General features: G+C 57.1%; 25 protein-coding genes and 1 tRNA gene. 16 read left to right on the forward strand and 10 right to left on the reverse strand.

Annotation, left to right across the window (positions count from 1 at the left end; genetic code table 11):
* Positions 1-99 precede the first annotated feature (99 nt).
* Positions 100-1,251 (forward strand): HpnL family protein, encoded by a 1,152-nt coding sequence (locus tag GKO01_RS08860; RefSeq protein WP_099286800.1) that lies wholly within the window; start codon positions 100-102, stop codon positions 1,249-1,251.
* Positions 1,248-2,129, forward strand: coding sequence for a prephenate dehydrogenase/arogenate dehydrogenase family protein (locus tag GKO01_RS08865; protein ID WP_099286758.1), 882 nt, complete (start codon positions 1,248-1,250; stop codon positions 2,127-2,129). Before GKO01_RS08860 ends, GKO01_RS08865 begins: the two co-directional genes overlap by 4 nt.
* Positions 2,130-2,187: 58 nt before the next feature.
* Here the strand turns inward: GKO01_RS08865 and pyk are convergent, their stop codons facing one another.
* The 4 genes from pyk to GKO01_RS08885 form a co-directional block, all read right to left on the reverse strand.
* Positions 2,188-3,618, reverse strand: coding sequence for a pyruvate kinase (gene pyk, locus GKO01_RS08870; protein ID WP_099286759.1), 1,431 nt, complete (start codon positions 3,616-3,618; stop codon positions 2,188-2,190).
* A gap of 25 nt (positions 3,619-3,643) precedes the next feature.
* Positions 3,644-4,564 (reverse strand): SH3 domain-containing protein, encoded by a 921-nt coding sequence (locus GKO01_RS08875; protein ID WP_373319089.1) that lies wholly within the window; start codon positions 4,562-4,564, stop codon positions 3,644-3,646.
* Between the two features lie 91 nt (positions 4,565-4,655).
* Entirely contained in the window at positions 4,656-5,033 is a 378-nt protein-coding gene (locus GKO01_RS08880) for a DsrE family protein (protein ID WP_099286761.1), read from the reverse strand.
* Positions 5,030-5,800 (reverse strand): HesA/MoeB/ThiF family protein, encoded by a 771-nt coding sequence (locus GKO01_RS08885; RefSeq protein WP_099286762.1) that lies wholly within the window; start codon positions 5,798-5,800, stop codon positions 5,030-5,032. Before GKO01_RS08885 ends, GKO01_RS08880 begins: the two co-directional genes overlap by 4 nt.
* Before the next feature lie 126 nt (positions 5,801-5,926).
* On the opposite strand from GKO01_RS08885, the gene GKO01_RS08890 reads away from it, so the two are divergent.
* Positions 5,927-6,424 carry a DUF2939 domain-containing protein gene (locus tag GKO01_RS08890; protein WP_244901390.1) on the forward strand — a complete coding sequence of 166 codons (498 nt, stop codon included), beginning with the start codon at positions 5,927-5,929 and terminating at the stop codon, positions 6,422-6,424.
* 4 nt (positions 6,425-6,428) lie between these two features.
* On the opposite strand, the gene GKO01_RS08895 is transcribed toward GKO01_RS08890, so the two are convergent.
* A complete protein-coding gene (locus tag GKO01_RS08895) occupies positions 6,429-6,653 on the reverse strand; it encodes a DUF3126 family protein (protein ID WP_099286764.1) in 225 nt (74 codons plus the stop codon).
* Between the two features lie 188 nt (positions 6,654-6,841).
* On the opposite strand from GKO01_RS08895, the gene GKO01_RS08900 reads away from it, so the two are divergent.
* On the forward strand, positions 6,842-7,441 hold the full coding sequence (locus GKO01_RS08900; protein ID WP_174694273.1) for a hypothetical protein: 600 nt from the start codon (positions 6,842-6,844) through the stop codon (positions 7,439-7,441).
* A 44-nt stretch (positions 7,442-7,485) separates the two neighbouring features.
* Here the strand turns inward: GKO01_RS08900 and GKO01_RS08905 are convergent, their stop codons facing one another.
* From GKO01_RS08905 to GKO01_RS08920, 4 genes are read right to left on the reverse strand one after another with little or no spacing between them, the layout of a single operon-like run.
* Positions 7,486-8,184 carry a pyridoxine 5'-phosphate synthase gene (locus GKO01_RS08905; RefSeq protein WP_099286765.1) on the reverse strand — a complete coding sequence of 233 codons (699 nt, stop codon included), beginning with the start codon at positions 8,182-8,184 and terminating at the stop codon, positions 7,486-7,488.
* A complete protein-coding gene (gene pdxA, locus GKO01_RS08910; RefSeq protein ID WP_167383455.1) occupies positions 8,181-9,188 on the reverse strand; it encodes a 4-hydroxythreonine-4-phosphate dehydrogenase PdxA in 1,008 nt (335 codons plus the stop codon). Before pdxA ends, GKO01_RS08905 begins: the two co-directional genes overlap by 4 nt.
* Positions 9,188-10,612 (reverse strand): M20/M25/M40 family metallo-hydrolase, encoded by a 1,425-nt coding sequence (locus tag GKO01_RS08915; RefSeq protein ID WP_167383456.1) that lies wholly within the window; start codon positions 10,610-10,612, stop codon positions 9,188-9,190. Before GKO01_RS08915 ends, pdxA begins: the two co-directional genes overlap by 1 nt.
* A 59-nt stretch (positions 10,613-10,671) precedes the next feature.
* On the reverse strand, positions 10,672-13,224 hold the full coding sequence (locus GKO01_RS08920) for a glycosyltransferase (RefSeq protein WP_244901391.1): 2,553 nt from the start codon (positions 13,222-13,224) through the stop codon (positions 10,672-10,674).
* A gap of 12 nt (positions 13,225-13,236) precedes the next feature.
* On the opposite strand from GKO01_RS08920, the gene GKO01_RS16285 reads away from it, so the two are divergent.
* Complete coding sequence (locus GKO01_RS16285) at positions 13,237-13,710, forward strand: hypothetical protein (RefSeq protein ID WP_244901392.1); 474 nt, start codon at positions 13,237-13,239, stop codon at positions 13,708-13,710.
* Positions 13,711-13,817: 107 nt separating this feature from the next.
* On the opposite strand, the gene GKO01_RS08925 is transcribed toward GKO01_RS16285, so the two are convergent.
* Complete coding sequence (locus tag GKO01_RS08925) at positions 13,818-14,339, reverse strand: protein-export chaperone SecB (protein WP_099286768.1); 522 nt, start codon at positions 14,337-14,339, stop codon at positions 13,818-13,820.
* 329 nt (positions 14,340-14,668) lie between these two features.
* Between GKO01_RS08925 and GKO01_RS08930 the strand changes: the two genes are divergently transcribed.
* The 11 genes from GKO01_RS08930 to mobF all read left to right on the forward strand — a co-directional run bounded on the left by GKO01_RS08930 (position 14,669) and on the right by mobF (position 25,132).
* Entirely contained in the window at positions 14,669-15,001 is a 333-nt protein-coding gene (locus GKO01_RS08930; RefSeq protein ID WP_099286769.1) for a LapA family protein, read from the forward strand.
* Between the two features lie 8 nt (positions 15,002-15,009).
* A complete protein-coding gene (gene pyrF, locus GKO01_RS08935) occupies positions 15,010-15,720 on the forward strand; it encodes an orotidine-5'-phosphate decarboxylase (protein ID WP_099286770.1) in 711 nt (236 codons plus the stop codon).
* Complete coding sequence (locus GKO01_RS08940) at positions 15,717-16,373, forward strand: phosphoribosylanthranilate isomerase (protein ID WP_099286771.1); 657 nt, start codon at positions 15,717-15,719, stop codon at positions 16,371-16,373. Before pyrF ends, GKO01_RS08940 begins: the two co-directional genes overlap by 4 nt.
* An 18-nt stretch (positions 16,374-16,391) precedes the next feature.
* A tRNA-Ser gene (locus tag GKO01_RS08945) sits at positions 16,392-16,482 on the forward strand.
* A gap of 136 nt (positions 16,483-16,618) precedes the next feature.
* A complete protein-coding gene (locus GKO01_RS08950) occupies positions 16,619-17,758 on the forward strand; it encodes a tyrosine-type recombinase/integrase (protein WP_099286772.1) in 1,140 nt (379 codons plus the stop codon).
* On the forward strand, positions 17,751-18,866 hold the full coding sequence (locus tag GKO01_RS08955) for a hypothetical protein (RefSeq protein WP_145994749.1): 1,116 nt from the start codon (positions 17,751-17,753) through the stop codon (positions 18,864-18,866). Before GKO01_RS08950 ends, GKO01_RS08955 begins: the two co-directional genes overlap by 8 nt.
* 135 nt (positions 18,867-19,001) lie before the next feature.
* Entirely contained in the window at positions 19,002-19,196 is a 195-nt protein-coding gene (locus GKO01_RS08960) for a helix-turn-helix transcriptional regulator (RefSeq protein WP_244901393.1), read from the forward strand.
* A 106-nt stretch (positions 19,197-19,302) separates the two neighbouring features.
* A complete protein-coding gene (locus GKO01_RS08965; protein ID WP_099286775.1) occupies positions 19,303-19,884 on the forward strand; it encodes a hypothetical protein in 582 nt (193 codons plus the stop codon).
* Positions 19,885-20,091: 207 nt separating this feature from the next.
* Positions 20,092-20,457, forward strand: a complete 366-nt coding sequence (locus GKO01_RS08970) for a hypothetical protein (protein WP_244901394.1) — start codon at positions 20,092-20,094, stop codon at positions 20,455-20,457.
* Positions 20,454-22,349, forward strand: coding sequence for a type IV secretion system DNA-binding domain-containing protein (locus tag GKO01_RS08975; protein ID WP_244901395.1), 1,896 nt, complete (start codon positions 20,454-20,456; stop codon positions 22,347-22,349). The genes GKO01_RS08970 and GKO01_RS08975 overlap by 4 nt, the downstream gene beginning before the upstream one ends.
* Positions 22,349-25,132, forward strand: a complete 2,784-nt coding sequence (gene mobF, locus GKO01_RS08980) for a MobF family relaxase (RefSeq protein WP_099286776.1) — start codon at positions 22,349-22,351, stop codon at positions 25,130-25,132. Before GKO01_RS08975 ends, mobF begins: the two co-directional genes overlap by 1 nt.
* The last annotated feature ends 25 nt before the right edge of the window (positions 25,133-25,157 follow it).

Raw genomic sequence — 25,157 nt, forward strand, 5'->3', positions numbered from 1 at the left:
TGCAATTTATGACAGCATAATCCTCCCGGCTTTTCGGGGAAAGCGTCTGTGAGGGTGGAATATTAACGATACCTGCGATAGATCGTGTGCAAACGGCATGTGACGAAGACGTTGAAAAAAACTCTCCCTGTTCTCCTTTCCCTTCTCGGGGTGGCCCTGTTCACCTTCATTGCGGCCAGAGCCGGTATCCATCCTGTCATGGAAGCGCTCTCCAAAGTCGGGCTTGGCGGCTTCCTGCTCCTTGCGGCCTGTCAGCTTGTGGTGGATGTGGGCTTGGGGATTGCCTGGCATGCAGCCGTTCCCATTCTCAGCGTCAAACGCCTGATGGCCGCACGCCTTGTTCGTGACAGTGCTGGAGCCTGTCTGCCGTTCTCCCAGCTTGGCGGAATGGTCATTGGTGTTCGTGCAACAATGGCAGGTGTGGACCCAAGAACTGAACAGGGCGAAGAACTGCACTGGCCAGAAGCTGTCGCCGCCAATCTGGTGGACATCACAACAGAAGTTCTGGGGCAGATTGCCTTCGTGCTGATCGCCCTGCTTTGCCTTATCGGCCATCACGACGCTGCAAGATTTGTCTGGCCGCTCATTGGCGGAATGGCGCTGCTTAGCCTCGGAATTGCCGGTTTCATCTGGACCCAGCAGCGCGGTGGAGCGACGGTCAGTAAGGTTGCGACATTTCTGGGGCGGCACATCGCTGCCGAATGGCGTGACTCGCTGATCGGAAATACCGCTGCTTTCCAGTCTCGCTTGGAAGAACTCTGGAGCCGTCCGGACCGGATTTCTTTGGGCGCACTTTGTCATCTGATATGCTGGACAGGCAGTGCTGCCATGACGTGGCTGGGACTTCAGCTTCTGGGCGCGCATATCGGATTTTTCTCGTCCGTCGCCATTGAAGGTGTAGTCTGTGGCATTATGTCGGCAGGTTTTCTGGTTCCTGGCGCGCTGGGGGTTCAGGAAGCCGCTTATGTCGCGCTTGGGATGATTTTTGGCGTGGATGCGGAAGTGTCTCTCAGCCTTTCGCTCCTGCGGCGCGGACGGGATATTTTGATTGGTATTCCGGTTCTGCTGATCTGGCAGTTCGTTGAGATGCGGCGTCTTCGTCATGAACGCTCCACACCTGGGTCTCGTCGCAAGAAAGTTATCTCCCCGGCGGTGACAGCCATTGCGGGCAACATCAAGAATGAGGGGGCGTCCCGTGACGGAAAGACGTCCGAGGACACTTCCTTCGCAACGGCACCCCGCGGACTATGACACCACTTTTCGGATCCCTTTGTGTCGTTGGACCGGGGCTGATTGGCTCTTCTGTTCTTCGTCGAGCCAAAGAAACACATGCAATTGCCGGAACACTGATCGCAGCGGATTCAAACCCTCGAGTGCTTGAACGGGTTCGTGAACTGGATATCGCGGACATCACGACGTCTGATCCTGCCGTTTTCGCTCAGGCGGAGTGCGTCATGATCTGTGTTCCTGTTGGTGCGGTGGAAAACGTCGCACGACAGGTTCTTCCATACATGAAGCCCGGAAGTATTCTCACGGATGTCGCTTCTGTGCGGGGACAACTTGGACCGAAGATTCACGCGATCCTCCCCCAAGGTGTGTCCTATGTGCCGGGTCATCCCATGGCTGGAACGGAGCATTCGGGGCCGGATGCCGGTTTTGCAACCCTGTTTGAGGACCGTTGGGCACTGCTTGTCCCTCCTGACGGAGCCGATCCGGTAGGTATTTCCAAGATTGAAGCGCTCTGGAACCTTTGTGGCGCCCGAACGAAAACCCTGTCTGACGAACAGCACGATCAGATCTGCGCCATGGTGAGTCACCTTCCGCATCTTCTGGCCTTCACGATCTGCGATACGGCCGACAATCTGTCGGACGAAATCCGCGCAGCGGTGCTGGATTATGCGGCTTCGGGATTTCGGGATTTTACCCGGATCGCGGCGTCAGATCCTGTTATGTGGCGGGATATTTTCCTCGCCAATCGTGAGGCGCTTCTGGGCACGCTCGACAGGTTCGTAGCCGATACGCAGGCCATGGCGGATGCGATCCGCAATGGCGACGAGGCGACCATAACCAGCAAGATCGAACGTGGGCGCACGATCCGCCGAACTCTGATCGAAAACCGTCAGGCCTGAGATTTTTTAAGATGTATGAACCTGCTGCCGGGCTATGTCCCGGCAGCAGGTTGTTTCTTCAGGCGGTGACAACACGCAGGGTATTCGTGCTGCCGGAATGGCCGTAAGGCAGTCCAGCCAGAACCAGAACCCGGTCGCCGGGTTTGCAGAAGTTCATGCTGCGAGCGAGTTCTGCGGCAGGGCCAGCCAGATCCTCAATGCCATGAGCTGTCTGTTCGCGATCCACGACATGCGGGAATGTCCCCCACACGATGCAGAGGCGACGTGCGACGTCGAGTTCCGGCGTCAGGGCAATGATCGGACAATGCGGCCGCTCACGTGCCATGCGCATTGCGCCGCCACCACCACGGGTATGGGACGCAATCACACCGGCATGAAGCGTACGACTGACCTGCCAGGCCGCCTGAACGATTGCGCATTGAACGGTCTCGTCCGGCGTGGGGCGCAGACGGTCCATGCGGAGCCGCCATTCATGATCCTGCTCGACCCGCTCGGCGATCCGCACCATCATTGACACGGCTTCGAGCGGGTATTTGCCGGCAGCGCTTTCCGCAGATAGCATGACCGCGTCCGCACCATCATAGACAGCGTTGGATACGTCGGAGACCTCGGCCCGTGTCGGGGTCGGACTTTCAATCATGCTTTCGAGCATCTGTGTTGCCACGATGACCGGACGACACTGTTTGCGCGCTTCGGCAACCGCACGCTTCTGTGCAACTGGAACTTCCTCCGGCGGCAGCTCCACGCCGAGATCGCCACGCGCCACCATGATCGCATCCGAAAGATGCACGATGGCTTCCAGATCTTCCATCGCCTGAGGTTTTTCGAGCTTTGTGACGATTGCTGCGCGACCGTTCGCAATATCGCGGGCTTCCTGAACGTCTTCCGGGCGTTGCACAAAAGACAGAGCCACGAAATCAACGCCTAGCGACAGGGCGAAATCAAAGTCGCGACGGTCTTTTTCGGTCAGTGCTGGAATGGGAAGTGTCACATCAGGGACATTGACGCCCTTGCGTTCAGACAACTTGCCTCCGACCACTACGACGGTTTCCAGAAAGCCTTCCCCAACCGTCACGACACGGAGCTTGAGCTTGCCATCATCCAGCAGAAGATGACTTCCCTGCTTTGCGGCGGAAATGATTTCCGGATGTGGCAGGCAAACCCGCGAAATTGTGCCCGGCGTGCGGTCCAGATCCAGACGGAACGGCTTGCCTTCCTCCAGAATCACCGGGCCGTTTTCAAACACGCCAACGCGCAGTTTGGGGCCCTGAAGATCTGCAAGGATCGCCAGCGGATGGCCGACCTTCTCTTCGGCGGCACGAATGGCGGCATGACGCTCGCCATGATCTTCATGCGCGCCATGGGAGAAATTGAGCCGGAAGACATTCACACCGGCCTGCGCCAGAGAAAGGATCATCTCGGGGGACGATGAAGCCGGCCCCAGTGTGGCGACGATCCGCGTGCGGCGGTGATGGGAACTCGATGTCATATACGGCGTCCTCGATCGGAAAAAATCAGTTGGGTTGAATCGTCTCGCCCGGGAGCAGGCCCCAGAAAAGACGGCGTGGCAGCCAGCCGTCGTAGCCCTTCACGCTAACATGGCACCATTGGGAGTTCTGCGGGCACAGCTTGATGTTGCCCACCGTTCCCTGCTCCAGAACCGCAACCACAGTGCTATCTTCCTCCGGATGGCTCATGAGAAGCACATCATTTTTATGTGCCCTCGCCTCCTCCTGCGTTGCTACACGGGCGAGGATCCGGGCATCAGCCTTGCCGATATGGTCGCCTTCCTGCGCGCTTGCCTCGCCCGTCTGGGCTTTCACACCTTCGGGAGGGAGGCCTGGAATCACGAATGTGCGGCTTCCATACAGCGTTGCCTGATGAACCCAGCCCTTCTGACCGTCGGAGTCCTCCACGAGCCGCCAGACATCGAACTCACGCTCGATCTGAACGGGAAGCCCGCGTCGATGATAGACCCAGTCGATGGGATAACGATCTCCGGGGCCGCGACGCATATAGACCTTGTCGGCCCGAAGCGCGGCGTAGCGCGGCAGGGGCAGACCGGTATTGCTGCCTTTGTCCGCATTTTCGGGCGCGGGAGGAACTGCTGGAGGCACAGCCTGATCCGGGGTGGCTGCCGTTGAAGCCGCAGCTCCTGCCACAGCCGCCCCGGCGACTACGGGAGCCGCATGTTTCAGGGCAGCATGATGGGCTGCTTTGTGATGCGGCGCCGGAGATGTCGGCTTTGCTGCGTCGGCCTTGTGGTGTTTTTTCGCAGAAGCGTGTTTTTCCGCGGGTTTTGCGGCGCTTTCTGTATGTTTCTTATGATGGTGGGCCGCCTGCGCGCCGTGAGCGGCAAGCAGGATCGTACCAGCCAGAAGCACACGCAGAAAAGCGGATGGGCCTGTGGCGGAACGCGAAAGGAAGACTGACATTCTCATGAGCGCATCCCTGCCAAGGGCCGACGGTTTGGGCAAGTCATCAAAACGGGAAAGACATCCTGAACCCGTAATCTTTAAGGAAAACTTACAGCGCAAGGAGCGGATTGTCTCCCGCCAGTTCGAGAAAGCTGACAATTCCTTTCACCATCACGCCTTCCAAAAGCTCTTCCGGAACCAGCCCTGCCATCGTCAGACCGGTTTCGCAGGCCATGACAGTAGCGCCAAAATCGAGCACCGCCGCTCGCAATTCGCCGAACCCTGCAATTCCCCGGGTCTCAAGCACGTTATCAGTGATGAAGCCCTGAAGCCCTGACCAATCCAGCGTCAGGGCCAGCACGCTGCGTCCGCCTGCGAAAATTGTGACGTCACGCCCGAGCGAGAGCGCCCCTGCCGCGACCACCATCGCATAATGGGCGCGTTGCCACGAATCATCTGCCAGCGTCAGAAACAGGGGACGGCTCATGGTTTGACGGTGTCCTCATGATGTGCCGGACAGCGGGGATCGCGTCTGAGCGTAAAACCGGTCATCGTTCCCGACAGCGCGTCCCACATACTCACCCGCGTTTCGTCACGCCCTTCGAGGCCGATGATTTCACGCATGACTTCGACGGCCATCAGACTTCCCATAACGCCTGTGGCGGCGCCCAGCACACCCGACATTCCGCAGTCCGGTGCCGCTGTCTGTTCGGCTTCGGGGAACAGACAGCGATAACAGGGACCGCCCTTCTGAGACCGAAAGACGGCGAGTTGCCCCGAAAATCCTTGTACAGCGCCAGAAACCAGAGAGCGACCGTGCCGGACGCAGGCATCGGAAACTGCAAGCCGGGTTGGAAAATTATCGGTGCCGTCACAGATGAGATCGTATTGCGGTACAAGATCGTCCAGCGTCGCCTCCGTTGCGCGAACCGCGTAGGGACTGATTTTGACCAGTGGATTGAGCGCTTTCAGGCGTCGGACTGCGGCTTCGACCTTAAGCAGTCCAAGATCGTCTGTTCCGTAAAGAACCTGCCGCTGGAAGTTGCTGAGTTCCAGATGGTCATGATCCATAATCCCGATATGCCCAATGCCCGAAGCCGCAAGCTGCTGGAGCAGCGGCGCTCCGAGGCCACCTGCGCCGACGACGAGCACGGAAGTCTGTCGAAGCTGCGCCTGTCCGGTCGCGCCCACCTGAGGCAGCAGGATGTGGCGGGAATACCGTTCCAGTTCCTGGTCGGAAAAATTCATGTCCATGGAACGATGATAATTGCTGACTTTCGCTCTTGAAAGACGTTAGCGTGATAATCGTCCGTCACCGTGGGGTTGCATTAGCGGGACCCGAGGCAGGGAAATGTCATGAGAAAAGGATTTCGCAGAGCCATGCCCCGTGCATGGCAAGGTCTGGGCGTTACGGCCGGTGCCGTTCTGGCCGCCTATGCCGTATCCCCTTATCTTGCCCTGTGGGACATTGATCGGGCCTTGCACGGCAACAATGCGTCACGTCTGGCGCCGCATGTGGACTGGTCGTCGCTGAGCCATTGTCTTAAGGAACAATTCACACCGGCCGTTCCTGCCGATGATGACCTGCCTGGTTTTGGGAGTTCCTTTGCCGGACAGGTCGTGTCCAACGCAATTGACACACATCTAACGCCTGCGACGCTGATGAGCACAGCCCACCAGGTTATGCCGCATGACGTATCAACCTCCGGCTGGCTCGGGGTCTGGCATAGCGTGCATGCCCATTTCGTAAGTGCGGGAAAGTTCGAGGCCAGTCTGGATCAGCCGGGGCAGACACCATTCGTCCTGCATATGAAATTCGAGCACTGGGGCTGGAAGATCACGCGATTCGAGATGCCTGCTCCGGCACACGCAGCCTGACGTTTCAGGCTGCGGGAAGGTCTTCTTCCAGAACCGTGATGTGAATGGCGTAGGAAACTTCGCCTTCGTCTTCGTCACGGTGAACCGTTCCGATCACTTCTCCCGATACAGCCAGTTCAACGCTCATGCCCTTGCGGCTGGGCTTGTTGACGGTCAGTTTCGGAGAGCCCAGCAGGCGCTGGAGCGTGGTCTGGAGGCGTGTCACCTCGGATGGGGTCATATCGGCCATTGGTGGCATTCCTGTGCTGCAAGGGAACTGCCCTGTAACCCATCGACACGTACAAAGGAACCCGCCTCCTCTATCCCCCTCAGGGATGCTGTTGTAGAAATCGGGCACTTCACATGTGATTGTGTCCTGTTCGCCATGAATCGTTCAGGGTCCGCAGTCTGTTTCCCCTTCCGCGCAAAGGAGACATGATGCGCCCGGTTTTCCTCCGAATAATCGTTGCCCTGACTTCCACCGCCGCCCTTTCGGGATGTGGATATTTTGACTCCCGGAACGCCCATAAGGCGCAGTACGAAATGATCGGGATGACCAGCTACGATCTTCAGTCCTGCGCTGGTATTCCAGCCAGCACGAAGAAGCTGAACGATACGACCGAGCTCTGGCAGTATGACGGAAGCATGGCGCTGCCGACCATGCCTGCTGATTCCGGCTTCATTCCCGTCCAGTCCGCAATCAGCATTTACCAGTCCGCTCTGGGTGGCGGTGGCACGACCTGCCGGATGCTGGTCCGCGTGGATCATGATCGGGTTTCGGAAGTTCATTATACCGGCAATGACGATGAATATATCGGAACGGATGGTATCTGCTCCATCATTACGCGAGGCTGTGCTCGTCAGCGTGAATCGACGATGCGCCGTGTAAATGCGGGGCCGTTCGGTCCAGTGTCGGCTTTCCATCCGCCGCGCACACCGCCCCAGAGCGCTACGGCCACCTATTCCGATCAGTCCGGCAAATACGTTCCGAAGTTCAGCAAGGACGACACCCAGCCGGTTATTCAGCCGGTCAAGTGAGTTAAAAAAGGGCCGGGACAGAGTTTGTCCCGGCCCTTTGTTGTTCAGGAGTTTATGAGACGCTTCATTTTCTGCACGGCTGGTCCCAGGCCGTCGAAAATGGCCTGTCCGATCAGGAAATGGCCGATATTGAGTTCGGCAAGACCTTTCAGGGCGGCAATGGCTTCGACGTTGTCGTAGGTCAGCCCGTGCCCTGCATGAAGTTCCAGCCCACAGGTTAAAGCCGTATGTGCGGCTTTTTGCAGACGTTCCAGCTCATGCGAGCCTCCCAGCGCATAGGCGCCCGTATGAAGCTCCACGACGGGCGCTCCCAAAGCTGCTGCCGTCTCGATTTGTCGCGTATCGGGATCGATGAACAGGGAAACCCGTATTCCTGCGTCTTTCAGGCGGTTGATTTTGGAACTCAGGGCTTCACGCTGCCCGACGACATCAAGCCCGCCTTCGGTTGTGACTTCCTGCCGTTTTTCCGGGACCAGACAGCAGGCATGCGGACGCAGTTCACAGGCGAGCCGGACCATTTCGTCCGTCGCGGCCATTTCGAAGTTCAGTGGCGCGGAAAGTGCCTTCAGACGCGGCATGTCAGCGTCGCGGATATGGCGACGGTCTTCCCGCAGATGCGCCGTGATTCCGTCCGCTCCTGAGACAATCGCCAGTTCCGCTGCGGCGATAGGATCGGGAAACGTGCCGCCTCTGGCATTCCGCAACGTGGCGACGTGGTCGATGTTTACACCAAGACGGATCATGATCTTTTTCCTTCCCGATAGGCGCTCATCCCGTCTGCCAGACGGATGGCGGCCAGAAGACTTGAGACGTCGGCGCGGCATGTCTCCGTTACAGGGCCCGCGATATCGAAGGCGGTGCCGTGATCGGGCGATGTGCGGATAATGGGCAGCCCCAGCGTCACATTAACGCCTTCGGCCATATCGATCGTTTTGAGCGGGATGAGAGCCTGATCGTGGTACATGCAGATGGCGGCATCATAGTTTGGTCGGGCCGTGGCGCTGAACATCGTATCCGGGGGGAACGGTCCCTGACAGTCGATCCCTCGTGCGCGCAGGCGCTCGATTGCAGGGCGGATGATCGTGATTTCCTCCTCGCCCATCAACCCCTGTTCCCCGGCATGAGGGTTGAGCCCCGCAATTGCCAGACGCGGAGCTTCAATTCCGAAATCGCGTTTCAGGGCTGTATATGCCGTTTCCGCTATGCTCACGATGCGATCGGTCGTCAGCGTTTCCAGCGCCTTTCGCAGCGAAACATGCACCGTTACCGGCACGACCCTGAGTTGGGGCGAGACGAGCATCATGATCTCCTCCCCTGTCATTCCACAGAGTGCTGCCAGAAACTCCGTATGCCCCGGATACGGAAAACCTGCCGTCGCCAGAACATGTTTGGCGATTGGGTTGGTGACGACGCCGCCAGCCCGGGCCGCAAGTGCGTATTCAACGGCCAGACGGATGCTGCTGATCGTGGCTGCGGCATTACGCGGATCGGGCTGGCCCGGAATCACGTCGGCTTCACAGAGAACTGGCAGGATGGGCAGGCTGTCGGCGAAAACCGCGCCTGCTTCTTCCGGCGTTTCGATCAGAGTGACGGGCACTGCGGCCTCGACCAGATGCGGATCGCCCAGCCAGAAGAACGCCCCCTCCCCTGAATGCCGCAACCTGCGCCATGCTTCCGCCGCAAGCTGCGGGCCGATACCCGCAGGATCTCCCAGCGTCAGTGCCAATGGTCTGGAGGGGGGCATCATCAGCCTGCTTCAGCGAGAGCGGCGAGCACCCGAACCCAGGAACGGATTCCTTTGTGGAAGGAGTCCAGCCCGTATTGTTCGTTCGGAGAATGGATCCGATCGTCATTCTGGGCAAAGCCGATCATGAGCGCATCCAGCCCCAGAGCATCCCGGACTTCTCCAGCCACGGGAATGGAGCCACCCGATCCGACCATGGCGGCCGGAACGCCCCACTCATCGCTCAGGGCCTGAAGCGCCGGTGTCAGGAAACGGCTGTCACGGGAAACCTCGAAGCCCGGAGAGCCACCATGCGCCGTAAAGGTCACACGGGCGTCTGCTGGCAGGGCTGCTCGGATATGCGCGCGAAAAGCCTCACGGATGCGGTCCGGGTTCTGACCCGGCACCAGACGGAACGAGACTTTTGCCATGGCTTTGGCAGGCAGGACGGTCTTGAAGCCCTCGCCTTCATAGCCCCCCGAAATCCCGTTGATTTCGCAGCTCGGACGGCACCATGTCTGCTCGATCGCACTATAGTTCTTTTCGCCAGCGGCCACCGACAGACCCGCTTCGTCAAGCAGAGAACTGTCGTCTGGAAAGAGTTTGCTCCACTGCGCGCGTGTTGCGGGAGCCGGATCCTGAATACCGTCATAGAACCCTGCAAGCGTCACGCTGCCATCCGCGTTCCGTAATGTGGCCAGAGCCTGACACAGAACGGTAATCGGGTTGGCGGCTGCATTGCCGTACAGCCCGGAATGAAGGTCATGGCTGGCGCACTGGATGACCACTTCATCAGCCATCATGCCGCGCAGGGACGTGGTGATACCCGGTGTTTGCCGGTCGGCCATGGACGTATCACAGACGAGCGCGACATCTGCTTTCAGTTCTGCAGCGTTTTCCTTGAGGAATGGGAATAGGTTGGCACCCCCACACTCCTCTTCGCCTTCCAGCAGAACGCTAACCCGGACTGGCAGTGATCCCGTAACCTGCTTCCATGCCCGGCACGCTTCAAGGAAGGTCATGACCTGTCCTTTGTCGTCGCTGGCGCCACGGGCAACGATCACCTTGCGGCCCGATGGTTCTTCGATCAGGCGTGGCTCGAAGGGAGGTGCCGTCCAGAGCGATTCCGGATCTGTCGGCTGAACATCATAGTGTCCATAGAACAGAACATGCGGGCGACTGTCGCCTTCGGCTGAGCCTTGATCATGCCCGACAACCATCGGATGACCGGGGGCTGCCCAATGAACGTCGCGAACATCCGCCGTCATGCCCAGCTTTTCGAGTTCGTTCTGCATCCAGTTGGCGGCCTTGCGGCAATCGGCGGCATGTGTGGGCTGGGTTGAAATGCTCGGAATACGCAGGATCTCGAAAAGACGTGATACCGACGCCTCCAGATGGGTGTCGACATTCTGGAGAACGGCATCAAGTTTTTCGGAATAGGCAGTCATCTTGTGTTCCATGTTCAGGCTTATTGATCTTTTCAGAGCGGTACAGACGGGCCGTCTCTTCAGGACGTGGTGGTGAGGCGGCGCGGCTGCAACCGGATCGGCGCAGGAGCGAAGGCCGTTTGTGGTTCATAATTTTTATGCGGCCGCAGTGGTACGGTCGAAGCTGCCAAAGGCGTGTCTCCTGCGGCAACGGAAATAATGCCCTTCAAGTCATCATAAAAGGTCGAATGGATCGCGTCCTCCTCCATTCTGGCCTGTGCCTGCCGGCTGATCGTGTTCCACAGGTCTCTGTCTGTATATAATCGTATTACGGCCTGAGCGAACCTTTCGGGATCACAAAATCCACCTGACAGACAGGTCTTTCCGTCTTCCAGCCCCAAGGTGTGGCAGACTGTCTCCGAGAGAACTGCTGGCAGTCCGGCGGCGGCGGCGTCCAGAATTTCGCGCGGGGCTGATGTCAGGACACGGGCTGGTTCTACAAGAATACGCCGGGATCTGTAGAGAGTGGCCAGATCGCTGTTTTCCATAAAGGCTTCCAGTCGACGATATCTTGTATAGGCAGAGAGATCGATCAGATCAGATCGGTAGCCTGCCAGCAGAACTGTTGCTTCAGGCGGAAGATCCCGGTCCAGTTTTGAAAGAACATCATGGATGAAAAAATGCAGGCCATCATGAACTGAATCTCCGCTGGCGTGAACAGGAAGAGCCAGAAGAATACCTGAACGTTCTTCAAAGGGCGGGGAGAGTGTGGGGGGAATTGGGGGCGACCCGATAACACGGATATTGGTCAGACCGAGAGCTTCCAGATCCGTTTTTTCGTCTTCGTTGCCGACAACAACAGCCTGTGCCAGCCAGACCTGATCAGTATCGAGTTCCAGGTCATCGAGAAACAGTTCATGGTTGTTGACGGCTCCTACACGTCTGCGGAGATGAGATTCTCTGGCAGGACTTGCATGCACATCCACCACTATTCCAAGTTTTGGCAATGATCGGGAATGCTGTTGCAAAATCAGCGCGACTTGCTGAAGGGTTTGTGTCCCGCCCACCCAGACAGTGTCGAAGCATTCTGCCCGATCTTTTAGAAAACCCGGTAATTCCGACAGATCACAGTCATCCATCAGTTCGATATCAGGCGGAAAATCAAGCGCTGTTGCAACACAGTCATGAAGCGTGCCGTCCAGGGGGAAAACAGTCACCTGATACCCGAGCTGGCTCAGGCCGATCATCATATCCCGATGACGCAGGTAGGTAGTGCCCAGTATAGTATGGGGCAATTGCTGGCACAGGAACAGTATGCCCGATGTTTCGACCGTGGAGCGGGCTCGCATGATGCTGCTTCCAGGCAACATCTGTCGGGAGAGCAATCCTGCAAAACGACGTTTCAGCCAGGCTTCGTTGCGAGCCCGAAGATCTGGCGCAATTGCCGGCTCAGAAGCTGATCTGTCGATCACGTCCGGGTCGTAGAGGATTTTACCGCCTGCCTGACGCAAGGAAAGGCAGATCGCCAACATCTCCGCTTCCGGACCGATGCACTCCAGTGTCAGGCGATTATGCTCCCGCAAAGCAGAGCGCCGGCAAAACAGGAGTCCGCCGGTGAAACCATCCACCCATCGCCGGAATGCGATCTCAGGTTCGTTCGCCCGCATTCCACTGCCGAAAGGCGTAAAGCTCGCATTTCTCCACACGATGCTTCCAGCCTCCCGGACTTTGCCGTTCAATCCCAGAGACTGTCCACCAACGGCCCAGACCTGCGGATCTGTAAAGGCTTCAAGAGCAATTTTCAAAGATCCGGGAAATGGCTGGGTCCCGGCGGAAAGCAGCAGGACGATCTCGGCCCGTGCCAGTTCGAGACCAAGCCCCAGCTGTTCTGCGTGGGTGGTACGGTAAGGGGGGCGGATAATATGGATGCCGCGAACGAATCTCTCGATTTCTGAGGTTTCATCCGTGGAACCTGAATCAATCAGAATAACCTGCAGACTACGGTCATTATTGGCGTGAAGCGCTGCAAGAGTAGAAAGCGTTTCCTGAAACTGATTCGAAACAGGCAGGATAACTGTTATATCAGGGATTGTTATAGGTTGAAAATTCAATGGCGCACGAACCATTGACGGAATAAGCGTCTGGGCTCGCTGAAGATCAAGTAATTGACACTGTTCTTCTGATGCTTCTACGGTTTCGTCCTGAACAGGGCTGCCCTGTGACTGAATCCATAGCGCAAAGGTGTCGGGGATATTGGGCTGACGCAACATGCGTTGCATCCCGCTTTGTCTCAAGAAGTCTGCGAGATCGACATCCGCCTGAGGCTGACGTTTTTCTGAGATACCAAAGCGGATGAAGTGTTCATAGCTGTTGCGGAAGCGCCCTTGTTCCACAACGGCGCTGACATCAGGATACTGTGCGGCATAGAAGGCTTCGCTGAACCATGGATTGGGATCGTAAGCTGTCGGATTTCCATTGGTCAGGTAATGATGAAGCGGGCTCTGATACCTGTTGTTTTTCAGATCTTCGACCACGTCGGGGTAATGGTCCAGATACCATTTGGGATCAAAATACCATGAACTCCGTCGGCGGCCAGCAGATGAAAATCTGATGAACTGGAAGAAGTCCCCCATGCTGAAATCATAATGTTGCCGCTCGGCCATACTGGCTGCGCGGAAAACTTCAGGATCAAAAAAAGCGTGAGATTTGCGGTGCTCCTGATCGCCTATCGCAAGGTAATGGTCATAACCATTACAAAAGCCCTGTGCTGTGAGAACATGAGGGCTCAGGTCAGGATTGCAGCTGAAATAATTTTCTTCGGAAAACAGCCAGTGGGGAGAGCGGCTCCGAAAACCGCTTTCGCAGTAATGAAGGAAGCCGCTGTCAAAAATCCCCAGACGGATCCCTTCCCGGACATCCGGGTTCTGACGAAGATACCATTCTTCGTCGAAGAAGCGGTTAGGAGAAAGTCCCGCTCTGGCTCCGCGGGTTTTCCAGTGGCGCTCGAGGCCCTCGTCACTCAGATCAAGTTCGGATGCGCTCTCTTCTTCTCGGGCTTCCTGCCGAAGCCGCTGTCCATAGCGCGTACGATACCATTCCGCGTCAAATGCGGCCCATAAAGGTGGTCGGTCACCCGCAAAAGCCGGGGATTCAAGAATATGATCTTTCGTTGACACTGATATCCTCCGGAACCACCTTTTGAGCACCTAAGCCATGACTTTGCTTTTTATCGCTGTTGAGCGCGCCGGCTCTGCCAAAGAGCATGAAAATCTATGGGCTGGATGTTCGGAGACGGAAACCCGGCCTCGCGGATAATATTGAGCATGACGCTTCGTGCAGGTGGAAACAGGAAACGTGGCGCCTCAACCAGTAACAGGGGCTCAACCGCCTCTTGTGGGATGCGGCCTGTGAGCCCGAAAAGGCCAGCATAAGCCAGACTGATTTCGTATAGCACTTTAGGTGCTGGTGCGTCCTGCGCCGGTGCGCTCTCGAGGCCCTGCGCCCGGATGGCCAGGCTGACTTCAAACGTCGGCTGATCCCCAAGCTGCCGCCCCGTAACGTCCACTGTCATGCCGATATGGGGTTGAGATGGAAGATCGCGGTAGACATCTGGGGTGTTCTGAATGTCGATTAACAAAGTACGCAGATATTGCGATCCGACGATCAGTGATGAGGAAGAAGGCAGGGAATCTGATACATCAAGGCTGGCAGGGCTGCCCGTCACGGTATCGGTGTATGTCTGATCCATTGGTTTGCTTCCTCATGCGGTCATTAACCCCGTCCATTTCGTATTGCATTGAAATGCAATCAAATGTGGCGCGCGGCACTCTGTCACGATGTTTCAGCTTTGACCAGCGGGACAGTTTGAGATGTGCCTGTTGTCCAATATCTCGGTTTCTGGTCGAAAATCCGGTTTTTCGGAAAAAATGACATGCTCTATTTCCTCACTCGTGCAGTGATGGATCTTCTGCGATACGTTGGGAATGATATCGCCATCCTGCGTCAGTGCTGACAGGAAAACATTCTTCTTGTCCGCACGACTTGTTGCGCTGCAGACAGCACGATAGGACCATGTTCATGCTCAGATTGCTCATCCTCGTTATTCTTCTTGCGGTCCTGATCGTTTTTGCCTTGAGCAATACGGATCTGGAACCCATTTGGCTGGTTTCCTTCGGCTGGCATGTGTCGATTGGTACGCTGGTTTTGGGGGTTGGCGTGGTGGCGCTTCTGTTCGGGTTCCTGATCGGCCTGATCGGTGACATGCAGCAGCGTTCACGTGCACGTCGGGCCGAGCAGCATGTCCGCACGCTGGAGAGCCAGCTTGTGGAACTTCACCAGCGTCTCGACCGCCTGCAAAACCCGACATCTCCCCTCTCCTCTTCCGTTGCTTCTCCAGAAACAAAGGTCTGACTTCCAGCATGTCGCGCCGCACACGACTGATCGTAGCTCTTGATACCGCTTCGCGTACTCAGGCCCAGCATTGGGCAGACAGTCTGAAAAATGACGTCGACGCCATCAAACTGGGGCTTGAATTTACTTATGCCTGCGGACTGGATGCCGTGAAAACGGTGTCCAAGGGGCATCGACTGTTTCTGGATCTGAAACTGCACGATATTCCCCATACAGTTGCATCGGGTCTTGCCGCCCTCGCCCCGCTGAAGCCGACCCTGACGACCATCCATGCCAGTGGCGGCACGGAAATGATTTCGCGATCCAGAGAAGCTCTTGAAGCTGCCTTTCCCGAACAGACGCAGCGCCCCAAACTGCTGGCAGTTACTGTCCTGACCAGCATGAATGCTGAAGGGCTGCTTGAGACCGGTGTGAATGCAACGCCTCAGGAGCAGGTGCTCAGGCTTGGGAAACTGGCTGTTCAGGCCGGCGCAGATGGTCTGATCTGCTCTGCACATGAAATAGCCCCTCTGCGCGATGCTCTGGGTGACGATCCCATTCTGGTCGTTCCTGGCATTCGTCCTGCTGGCAGCGCGGCTGACGATCAGAAACGGATCATGACCCCTGTTCAGGCTGCTAAGGCGGGCGCAGATTGGATCGTTGTCGGCAGGCCCATCACGAAAGCCACCAATCCTGTTCAGGCTGCCAGAGCGATCATGGAAGACCTTGCCAGCGTATGACGGGCGTCAAGATCTGCGGCATCCGGGACGTTCAGACGATGGCGCTCTGTGCCCGCCTGAGAGTGGACTGGGTCGGGTTCGTGTTCTGCGAAACCTCCCCCAGAGTCGTGATGGCCGATCAGGCATCACGGCTGCACGATAGCGCACCATCCGCGCAGGAAAACGGCCCCCTTCGGGTTGGCCTCTTTGTCAAAGCAGATGACAGATCGATAGAACAGGTTCTGAAGGCAGTTCCGCTGGATATCCTGCAGATTTACGATACTGCTGACCGCGCGCTCGAAATTCAGTCCCGCTTTGGACGTCCTGTCTGGCGGGCCTGTGGCATCGCCTCACGTGCTGACTTACCGACAGATCCACAAATGTCAGGATATGTTATCGAAGCCCCGAAACAGGCACAGGACAGCCGTCCGGGAGGGCTTGGTCGAACCTTTGACTGGTCCTTAACGCAAAACTGGGCTTCCCCTTCATTCTGGATGCTTGCAGGCGGTCTGACCCCTCAGAATGTCCGAAACGCAATTCAGGAAAGTCAGGCCCCGGCAGTAGACGTTTCCTCAGGGGTTGAATCCTCCCCGGGCTATAAATCTGCTGAACTGATTGAAAAATTTGTAGCAAATGCCCGAAAGGGGCTTGATCTGACGTCAAACCTTTCGTAAACACCGCCTCGCTCGACAGGAGAGATGGCCGAGCGGCTTAAGGCGCACGCTTGGAAAGCGTGTGTACGTTAATAGCGTACCGTGGGTTCGAATCCCACTCTCTCCGCCAGCCACCCTTACAATCCAGTTTTAAATAGTCCCAAAAATGGCGGATTTCTGCGGATATCTTCACATTTGGTGTTGCATCCGGACTCACTGAATTGCACTCTATCCCACATCACGCGTGGTATGGAGTGTGGGAATAGATGGGCCGGTTATCAGCGACCTCTGTGAAAGCCACCAAAGAGCCTGGACGCTACGGAGATGGAGACGGGCTCTATCTTGTTGTGACCGCCTCGGGAAGCAAGTCCTGGGTTTGCCGGGTTCAGAAGAACGGCAAACGGCGGGATATCGGCTTAGGCAGCATCAAAAAGGTGCCCTTAGCGCTTGCAAGAGAGCGCGCCGTAAAAACACGGATGCAGGTCGAGGTCGGAATCGACCCAGTCTCTGAGCGCCGCAAAGAAGCAGGCATTCCCACATTTCGAGAAGCCGTCTCTCTGGTCTTTGCTGAGAACAAAGCGAGCTGGAAAAATCAGAAGCACCGCGCTCAGTGGCTTTCTACCCTTGAACGCTATGCGTTTCCAATCATTGGCGATCTTTCGATCGCCGAACTCGAGGGGCACCACGCGCGCGATGTTGTCGCCCCCATTTGGTCGGAGAAGCCGGAAACCGCGCGCCGGGTCCGTCAGCGCATTGGTAGCGTCGTCGATTGGGCTATCGGCAAAGGCTACCGAACCCTGCCGCTCCCTTTGGCCGCCATGGACAAGTCTCTGCCTCGGATCAAAGCCAAGCCCGTTCATCACGCAGCGTTACCCTATGCAAACGTGCCGCAATTTCTCGCTTACCTCCAAGACAGTGATTCGATCGGTCGCTTGGCTCTTTCGGTGCTAATCCTCACGGCAACACGCTCTGGCGAGGTCCGGGGCGCAACGTGGGATGAGATCGACTTTGAGACTGCCCTCTGGACGATACCGGCGGAACGTATGAAAGCTGGTCGAGAGCATGTCATCCCTCTCTCACCACCCACACTTGCCCTACTGCGTAAAGCTGCGACTTATCGGGAGGCACGGAGCCCTCTCGTCTTTCCAGGACAGCGAGGTGCGAAGCCCTTATCAGACATGACGCTAACTAAAATCTGTCGAGACGCCAAAATCGAAGCCGTCCCACATGGCTTTCGATCGTCGTTCCGGGACTGGGTGGCAGAAGAAACCACCTTTGATGGTGATATCGCCGAAATGGCCTTGGCCCATGCGATTGGGAACAAGGTCGAAGCCGCTTATCGCCGAGGAAACCTGTTGGAGAAACGGCGGGTGATGATGGATGCGTGGGGGCAGTACTGTGTCTAATATGCTCAACAAGATACACGAGTTAGAAGCAGTAACACTCAATCAATATATTACCGACAAAAGCCAAAAAAGCGAAAACGATATTGAGAAGGATATAAAACCTATTTTCTATCGAGCCAAGAGGCTGAATAATTTATCCTCTACAGTTTTTGTTGCATGTATAATTGTTTTTATAATTTCTTCTTCTGGTGTTTTTTCAACGATAAACACTCAGCATAAAATTTATCATGCCATTAGTCTTTTATTGTTACCTGCAAGCATTTTAGCAGCGATCGGAATAATACCATTCATACATTTTTATCAAAACCATGGCACAAACGAGAATAAATTCACCCCGGCTGATCCTTTGGAAAATTATCTCTCTGAGATTTTTGACGATTTACTTAGTGGCCAGCTGGAAAGTTTCTATCGTGCGTTACCCGGCAAGGTTTCGCTCGATACCAAAATCTCAAAAAACAATATCTGTCTCGATAAGAGGATCTCTCCTGATTTTTATCGTAATCGATATTCTCCCCTGCTTGCTTCGCAACGCAAGAAACTTTGGTCATATGTTTCAGTCTCTCGTTTTGGGACGGGGTTTGAGAGACCAGTATACGTTTTAAGGCAACCTGAACTCATTCAACCCGAAACAATCAGGAATGCTGAAAGTGGCGCCTCAGAGACCTCACGACAGTTGCCTACTGAAGACCACGTAGCAGAACTCACCCAAGATAGCGTCAATCCAAGCCACAACGACGACCAGCCTCTCATTTCTCAAGAAGAACCTAATCGCAATAAGAATCCCGATTACGATTGGCTCTGCCAAGGCGATGAGCCATCGTTCGAAACATGTCTAGACGCGTTCCTTCTGGGCGAGATACCGCCTCATAAGTCAACAATTTATAAAACGGCGCTCACTGCCGCGAGACGCGAGTTAAGACGAGGCGGTGCCAGAGGCACACTCGAAAAAATAAAGGAACGTATCGAGGATGAGATCAGAAACAAGCTTCAGATGAAGACCCGTGAAATTCACGGTTTTGGCCGCACAACTCTCACTAACCTGCTTCTCGGAAAAAGAGGCACAAAAGATATCCGGCCTTATTTTTCCACACCGTCGCAAAAAAAATGAGGTTCTTAAGAACCTCATTTTTTTCAAAAATAGTCATCCTTAATCATAATTCATCAACGACATTATCGTTTGGTTTCAACGCGTCCAACGTGGTGGTGCAACTTGAAATGGGATTGCACACACATGGACAGTTTGATGCCAAACACTCTTCTTCTCACGATTGATGATGTGCTCCGTATGACGGGCTATCGCAGCCGGTCGAGCATTTACCGCCTGATGAAGCGCTCCCAAATCCCGCTCCCGATCATGGTTGGCGGAGGCCGCGTCCGATGGCGCTCTGGCGACATTGAGCACTGGCTCAAGAGCCTCCCGACCCAATCCTACCGCTAGCGGTCTGAGGCGGCGCCTGCGTCGTTAAGCGCCACACCGCCTCAGACCTCTCGAACATTCTCACCCTTCCACGAATTTGCGTCCTCGAACGCGAAAAGGATCTCGCATGCCCGTGTTCCTGAGTGCTTTTGCACGCCTTCAGTCCTGGCTATCGCCCGCCTCTGACCAGACCCTCTCGGTCAAAGCGCCAGCCCGTATTCTACGGGGGGTTGGCCCCATCATCGAGAAGCTCATCACTGATGACAAAATTGGCGAGAGCTACCGCTGCGCCACGTCGCATTGGTTTCGCTACGACATGCCCCCTCTGGCCTATTATCATGGCTCCACATCGACCTGTGTCATCTCTGGTCCGTTGCTGGAGCACGGCAAAGCCTACCGCCCGACAGGCGCAATCATTGAGACACCCGGCTTCGATGTTCGCCTCCCGCCAGAAGACGCGTACGACCTGGACCAACAGATCCAGATCGCCATCGAAAGCACGATCGTCGATTGGGTCGCGGAGTATCAAGAGCGCGAGCCTGCCCCTGAGCCTCGCCATCCGCCAGGCCCAACAGTCGATCTCGACGCGCTTCTTGACGATACGGCCTCAGTGTTTCATCCAGACTCATTAGAGACACGGCCTACACCCGCCAAAACACAGAAACGGCGCCGTTCGACCTCCTCATCCAGAGGAGGTCAGCATGTCTAAACGACAGTCTGTCTCTCTCCCGTTCGACCGACCCGAGACTTCGTCTCGGGCCACAGAAAGAAGAACACACCCCACGCACTGGCCTGCGGCTTGGGGCTGCGCTTTTCAGCGCGTGCGATCCGCCTACACATCCAGCGGTTCTGGTCGACACCTTGGCGCGCCTAATTTTTTCGAGAGTGCGGATGGCCTACACGGGCAGGTGCAGCCATGAGCACGGTCCAGCACACTCTGCGCCTGCCAAGGGCGCTCGATCAGGCTCTACGCAAGCACGCGGCAGCTCGTGAACTGACCCCTTATGCGCTCTTACAGCTCTGCGTGCGTAGCGGACTCGCGAGCGTGATCGAAGAGCGCGGCCAAACCCCGCTCCTCAACGAGGTCGCGCAAGAACTGGGAGCGCTCAGCGCCCGCGTTGCCCATGTCGAGCGTCTCACAGAACGCACGCTCTATGTGGCCTGTGCAGCCTATGTCTATGCCCGCGCCGCCGCACCGGCCCGTGTCGATGACACCCAACTCAGCGATGACATCATGGCCGCCTTTCAGCGCCAGCTTTCTCATGCCGGAGACGCCTCATGAGCAATGATCTCGACCAACGCGCTCATGCTCAAGCTTTGCGCGCCCTTCGACGCTCCGAGAGCGGCGCCCGTGCGCGTCAGGCTCTACTCATCGTCCTCTTCGCGGCCCTCGTGACTGGCCTGCTGGCAGGTCTTGCCACGACACCACAGGAGACGCTGCGCCTGGCAGGTCCTTTTCTCTATGCAGAGGCGCAACGCCCCGTCATGGCGATGACGGGCAAAGACGTGCCCATGCACGTAAGTATTGAAGGCAAAACCTACGACACCGCCGCGCAGGAGGTTCTGAGCGAGCCTTGGCTCCGGGGGCGCATGTTTGGCCTTTTTGAGCGCGTCGCAATCGGCCTGATCCTGGGTTGCGGTGCCGCAATTGCGGGTCTTTGGCTCACCAAAGACAAACGACAGCGCAAAGCCGCTGCTGAGCTAGCAGACCGCTATATCAGCGGAACGCAACTGGTCTCAGCCCAAACGCTCGCCAAGGCCACGGCCAACCCTGATGACCCTGCGCCACTCTTCATCGGATCAGTGCCGATCCCGCGCGGTTTTGAAACCCGCCATTTTGAGCTGGATGGCTCGACGGGGTCCGGCAAGACCACAGCCATGCGTCAGATTCTCGACGGCATCGAAGCCCGTGGCGAGCCTGCGATTGTCTATGACATCTCCGGCACCTTCGTCGCTCAGTATTATAACCCCGTGCGGGGCGACATCATTCTCAGCCCCTTTGATGCCCGCGGAGCTTATTGGAATCTCTTCGACGAGATCCAGCATCCGGCGGATGCAGCGCGGCTTGCGCGCTATCTGATCAATGAAACTGGTGACCGGGATCGGGATGTCTGGTTGGAGACAGCGCGCATCCTGGTCGCCAATATCTTGCGCCAGCTTTGGGAAGAACAACGCGGAACACCGACCGCGCTGATTGAGGCCCTGCAATATATGACGAGCGAGGAGCTGGGCCGATGGCTGGCGCATACCTCCTCAGCACGCACCTTTGCCCAAGATGCAGAACGCGCCACAGCCAGCGTGCTCTTCATGCTCGCCAAGGCCGTCAATCTGCTGATGTTCCTGCGGGCCGAGCCGGAACCGGGCGCGAAGAGCTTCTCTTTTGCTGCCTTCTTCAAAATCTTGGATCAGCACAAAAACGGAACACGCGCCCCGTGGGTCTTTGTGCCGCGCAAGGAAGATTACTTCGAGGCCGTCAAACCGCTCATGGCGCTTTGGCTCGAATGCGCGGCCTCCGCCACTCTAGCGTTACCACCCTCAAACACGCGGCGCCTGTGGTTTGTGCTCGACGAATTCCCTGATCTTCCTCGCGTTGACAATATGACGCGCCTCTTGCCGCAAGGCCGACAGTTCGGGGCGGCGGTCATTCTGACCTTTCAGAGCATCGGTCAGATGCGCAGCCGTTACGGCGAGCAAGATGCCCAGGCCATTTTGGGTAACTGTAACACGAAGCTGTTTCTTCAGCTTTCAGATACGGAAAGCCGCGAGCGCGCCTCTGGCACGATCGGCAAGGTCGAGGTGGAGATCCAAACTGTCTCGGGCGTGATGGATACCAAGACCCGCAAACCCCAAATCACCGTGAGCTCTCGGCGGGAAGTCCGGCCTGCTGTGATGGAGAGCCAGTTCCGCCTCCCTCCAGGACGCGGTTATCTGCTCCTCCCGGATGGCTTGCCAGTGGCTCAAATCGCACTCAGCACAGACCACATTTCGGCCCGTGGCGCTCCAAAAGCCGCAGCTTTTGAAGCGATCGACCCCGCCAAAACATTCTGGGGCAAACAAGACAGGCAGAATGCTGTACGTGAAGACGCCGCCCTTGAGAAAACGCCATCCAAGACGGCGCAAAAACCGACATCAGCCGTTCCACCCAAACCCGCACGTGATCGGGGGCCAGTCTGATGGTGGCGACCGTTTCCGGGCTGACCAATGCGGCGCAAGCCAGCGCCTATTATGAGGCCGACGACTATTATTCGGAGGACGGCCATGCGCCCTCTGTCTGGTTGGGCAAAGGTGCGGCCGAACTCGGCCTCTCTGGTGAGGTCGATCAGGAGGCGTTTACACGCCTCCTCCACGGACAGATTTCTGCGGATCAGCGTCTGGGCACACAGCGCGATGGAGAATGGAGCCATCGCCCTGGATGGGATCTCACTTTTAGTGCGCCGAAGTCGGTATCGGTCATGGCGGAAGTAGCAGGCGATCGTCGTCTGATTGAAGCCCATGAGGCAGCGGTACAGCGCACACTGGCCCTTGCCGAGCAGCATTTGGCGGCAACCCGCATTCGGGAAGATGGCGAGGTCCGCCGTGAGGTCACGCAGAACCTTGTGATTGCAAGCTTCCGACACGGGACCAGCCGCGCGCTCGATCCGCAGCTCCATAGCCACAACGTCATTTTGAACATGACCCAGGACCAAGACGGCCATTGGCGGAGCTTGGAACCACGGGCTCTGTATCAACTCCAAAAGCAGCTGGGTGCGCTTTATCGCCAAGAGTTAGCGCATGAGGTGACACAGCTGGGCTACGAGATCACCAAAGGCAAAGATTCGAGCTTTGAGATTGCCGGTCTCTCTCCTGAGAGCTTGGAGACATTCAGTCAAAGAGCGCAGGCGATCGAGGCGCAGCTGGCGGAGCGTGGGAAGTCGCGCGCTCAGGCGAGTGCCGCCGAAAAACAGACGATCACGCTGGATACTCGCCAAGCCAAAGAGGCCGTGCCCCAGGCTGAACTCGTGCAGGCTTGGAGAGAGGCCGCAGACTCAGCCGGACTGACAGAGGAAAAGCGCCGTCAGCTTGTGGCAGAGGCTCAGGGGCGCCTTGCGGCGCAAGCCGGCCAAGAGAGCCCTAACACGTTTGGCCGGGAGCTGTTAGCGGATCAGGTTGTTGCTCAAGGGGCGGCGATGCTGGGCGAGCGCAATTCTGTCTTTGCCACGACAGCGCTGCATGAGGCGGCAGGACGCTTTGCGCTTGGTGCGGTCAGTCAGACCGACATTGCCGAGGCGATCACGCGGGCTGAGACGGCTGGCAGCCTGGAAAGGCGGGCCTATCTTGATTATCGGGGTGCGGCTTTTGAGGGCATGACGACGTCGGCCAATATCGCCCATGAGATGACGCTCTTGCGGTTGGAAGAGAACGGACGGCACAAAGTTGCGCCCATCCTCTCACCCCTTGAGGCGGGCAAAACCGTGGCTCAGGCTGAGCAGCGCTCAGCTCTCAAAGGGTACGTCTGGAATGAGGAGCAGCGTGCCGCGACCGCGCAGATCCTCACAAACAGCAATCAGATCGTTGGCCTCCAAGGCTATGCAGGCACGGCCAAGACATCGACGGTCTTGGCGACTGTTGCGAAAAGCGCGGAAGCGCAAGGCTATCGCGTCACAGCCCTGGCCCCGACCGCCTCAGCCGCGCAGGTGCTGGGGAATGCGCTCGACAGTCGAGCCGATACTTTGGCGCGTCATCTTCTGGCACCAGGGCGCCCCAGCTCGCAGCGTCAGCTCTGGATTGTCGATGAAGCGTCGCTTGTCTCTGCCAAGGACATGGCGAAGCTCATGAGCACCGCCCAGAGCCATCGGGCGCGGGTGCTTTTGGTAGGCGATATCAAGCAGCTTGGCTCCATTGAAGCCGGAGCCGCCTTTGAGCAACTCCAAGAAGCGGGCATGGAAACGGCTAAGCTGACAACGATCTTGCGCCAGACCAATGAGCACACAAAGGCTGCCGTTGAGGCCAGCTTGGAGGGGAACGCCAAAAAGGCTTTGGAGGCCCTGGATCGTGGCGGCGGGCGTGTGGTGGAGATTGCCGGTCGTGAAGCCCGCTTTGCGCAGATTGCTGCGGACTATGCCGCTCTCAGCACCGAGGAGCGCCAGAAAACATTGGTCATTGAGCCCTCACGCGAAGGACGGGATGCTCTGACCCAGGATATTCGGAACAAACTCATCGAACGCGGTCAGCTTGGCGCTGAGGCTCTCAACGCGACGAAGTTCGTGTCCAAGGACCTCACCAAAGCGGAGGCCAAGCGGGCGGAGAGTTATGAGCTCGGCGATATTGTGCGCTTTGCGAAGGATTACGCCGATAAGGGCGTCTCTCGGCATGGCGCGTATCGGGTCATTCAAATCGATGAGGCCAGGAATGTGCTCATGCTTCAGGATGAGCGCGGGCGAGAGCTTGCCTGGCATCCGAAGCAATGGGGGGCGGCGCAGGCCCAAGTCTATCGCGAGGAAGCGCTAGAGCTTCGCGTTGGGGATCGGGTGCAGTTTACGCGGAACGATAAAGCGGCGAAGCGCGTGAATGGGCAGCTTGGAGAGGTGGTCGCAATCGATGCAGCCCAAGGCTTTGCCCGCGTCAAACTCCAAGGAAATCGGATTGAGACGATCGTCCTGGAGAGCACACGAGACCGACATCTCTCTCATGCTTATGTGTCCACCGCGTTTGCAGCTCAAGGACGAACGGCAGATCGGGTGTTTGCCAACGCCGAGAGCTCGGCCACGCATCTTTTGGAGCAGAAGAGCTTCTATGTGGCCCTTTCGCGGGCCAAGGCTGAGAGCGTGCTTTACACGGATAACCGCTCGAAGATGCAAGTTGGGCTCCAGGAGCGTGCAGGAATGGCGGCTCGTGCGCTTAAGGAACGCGGAGCCGATATGCAGGTGGGAGAGCACAAGGCGCGAGAAAAGGCTCAGGACGCCAGTCTCGCTCTGTGAGGCACGCCATTGTGCCTGCTGCAAT

The organism is Gluconobacter kondonii (assembly GCF_002723995.1).
Taxonomy (GTDB): domain Bacteria; phylum Pseudomonadota; class Alphaproteobacteria; order Acetobacterales; family Acetobacteraceae; genus Gluconobacter; species Gluconobacter kondonii.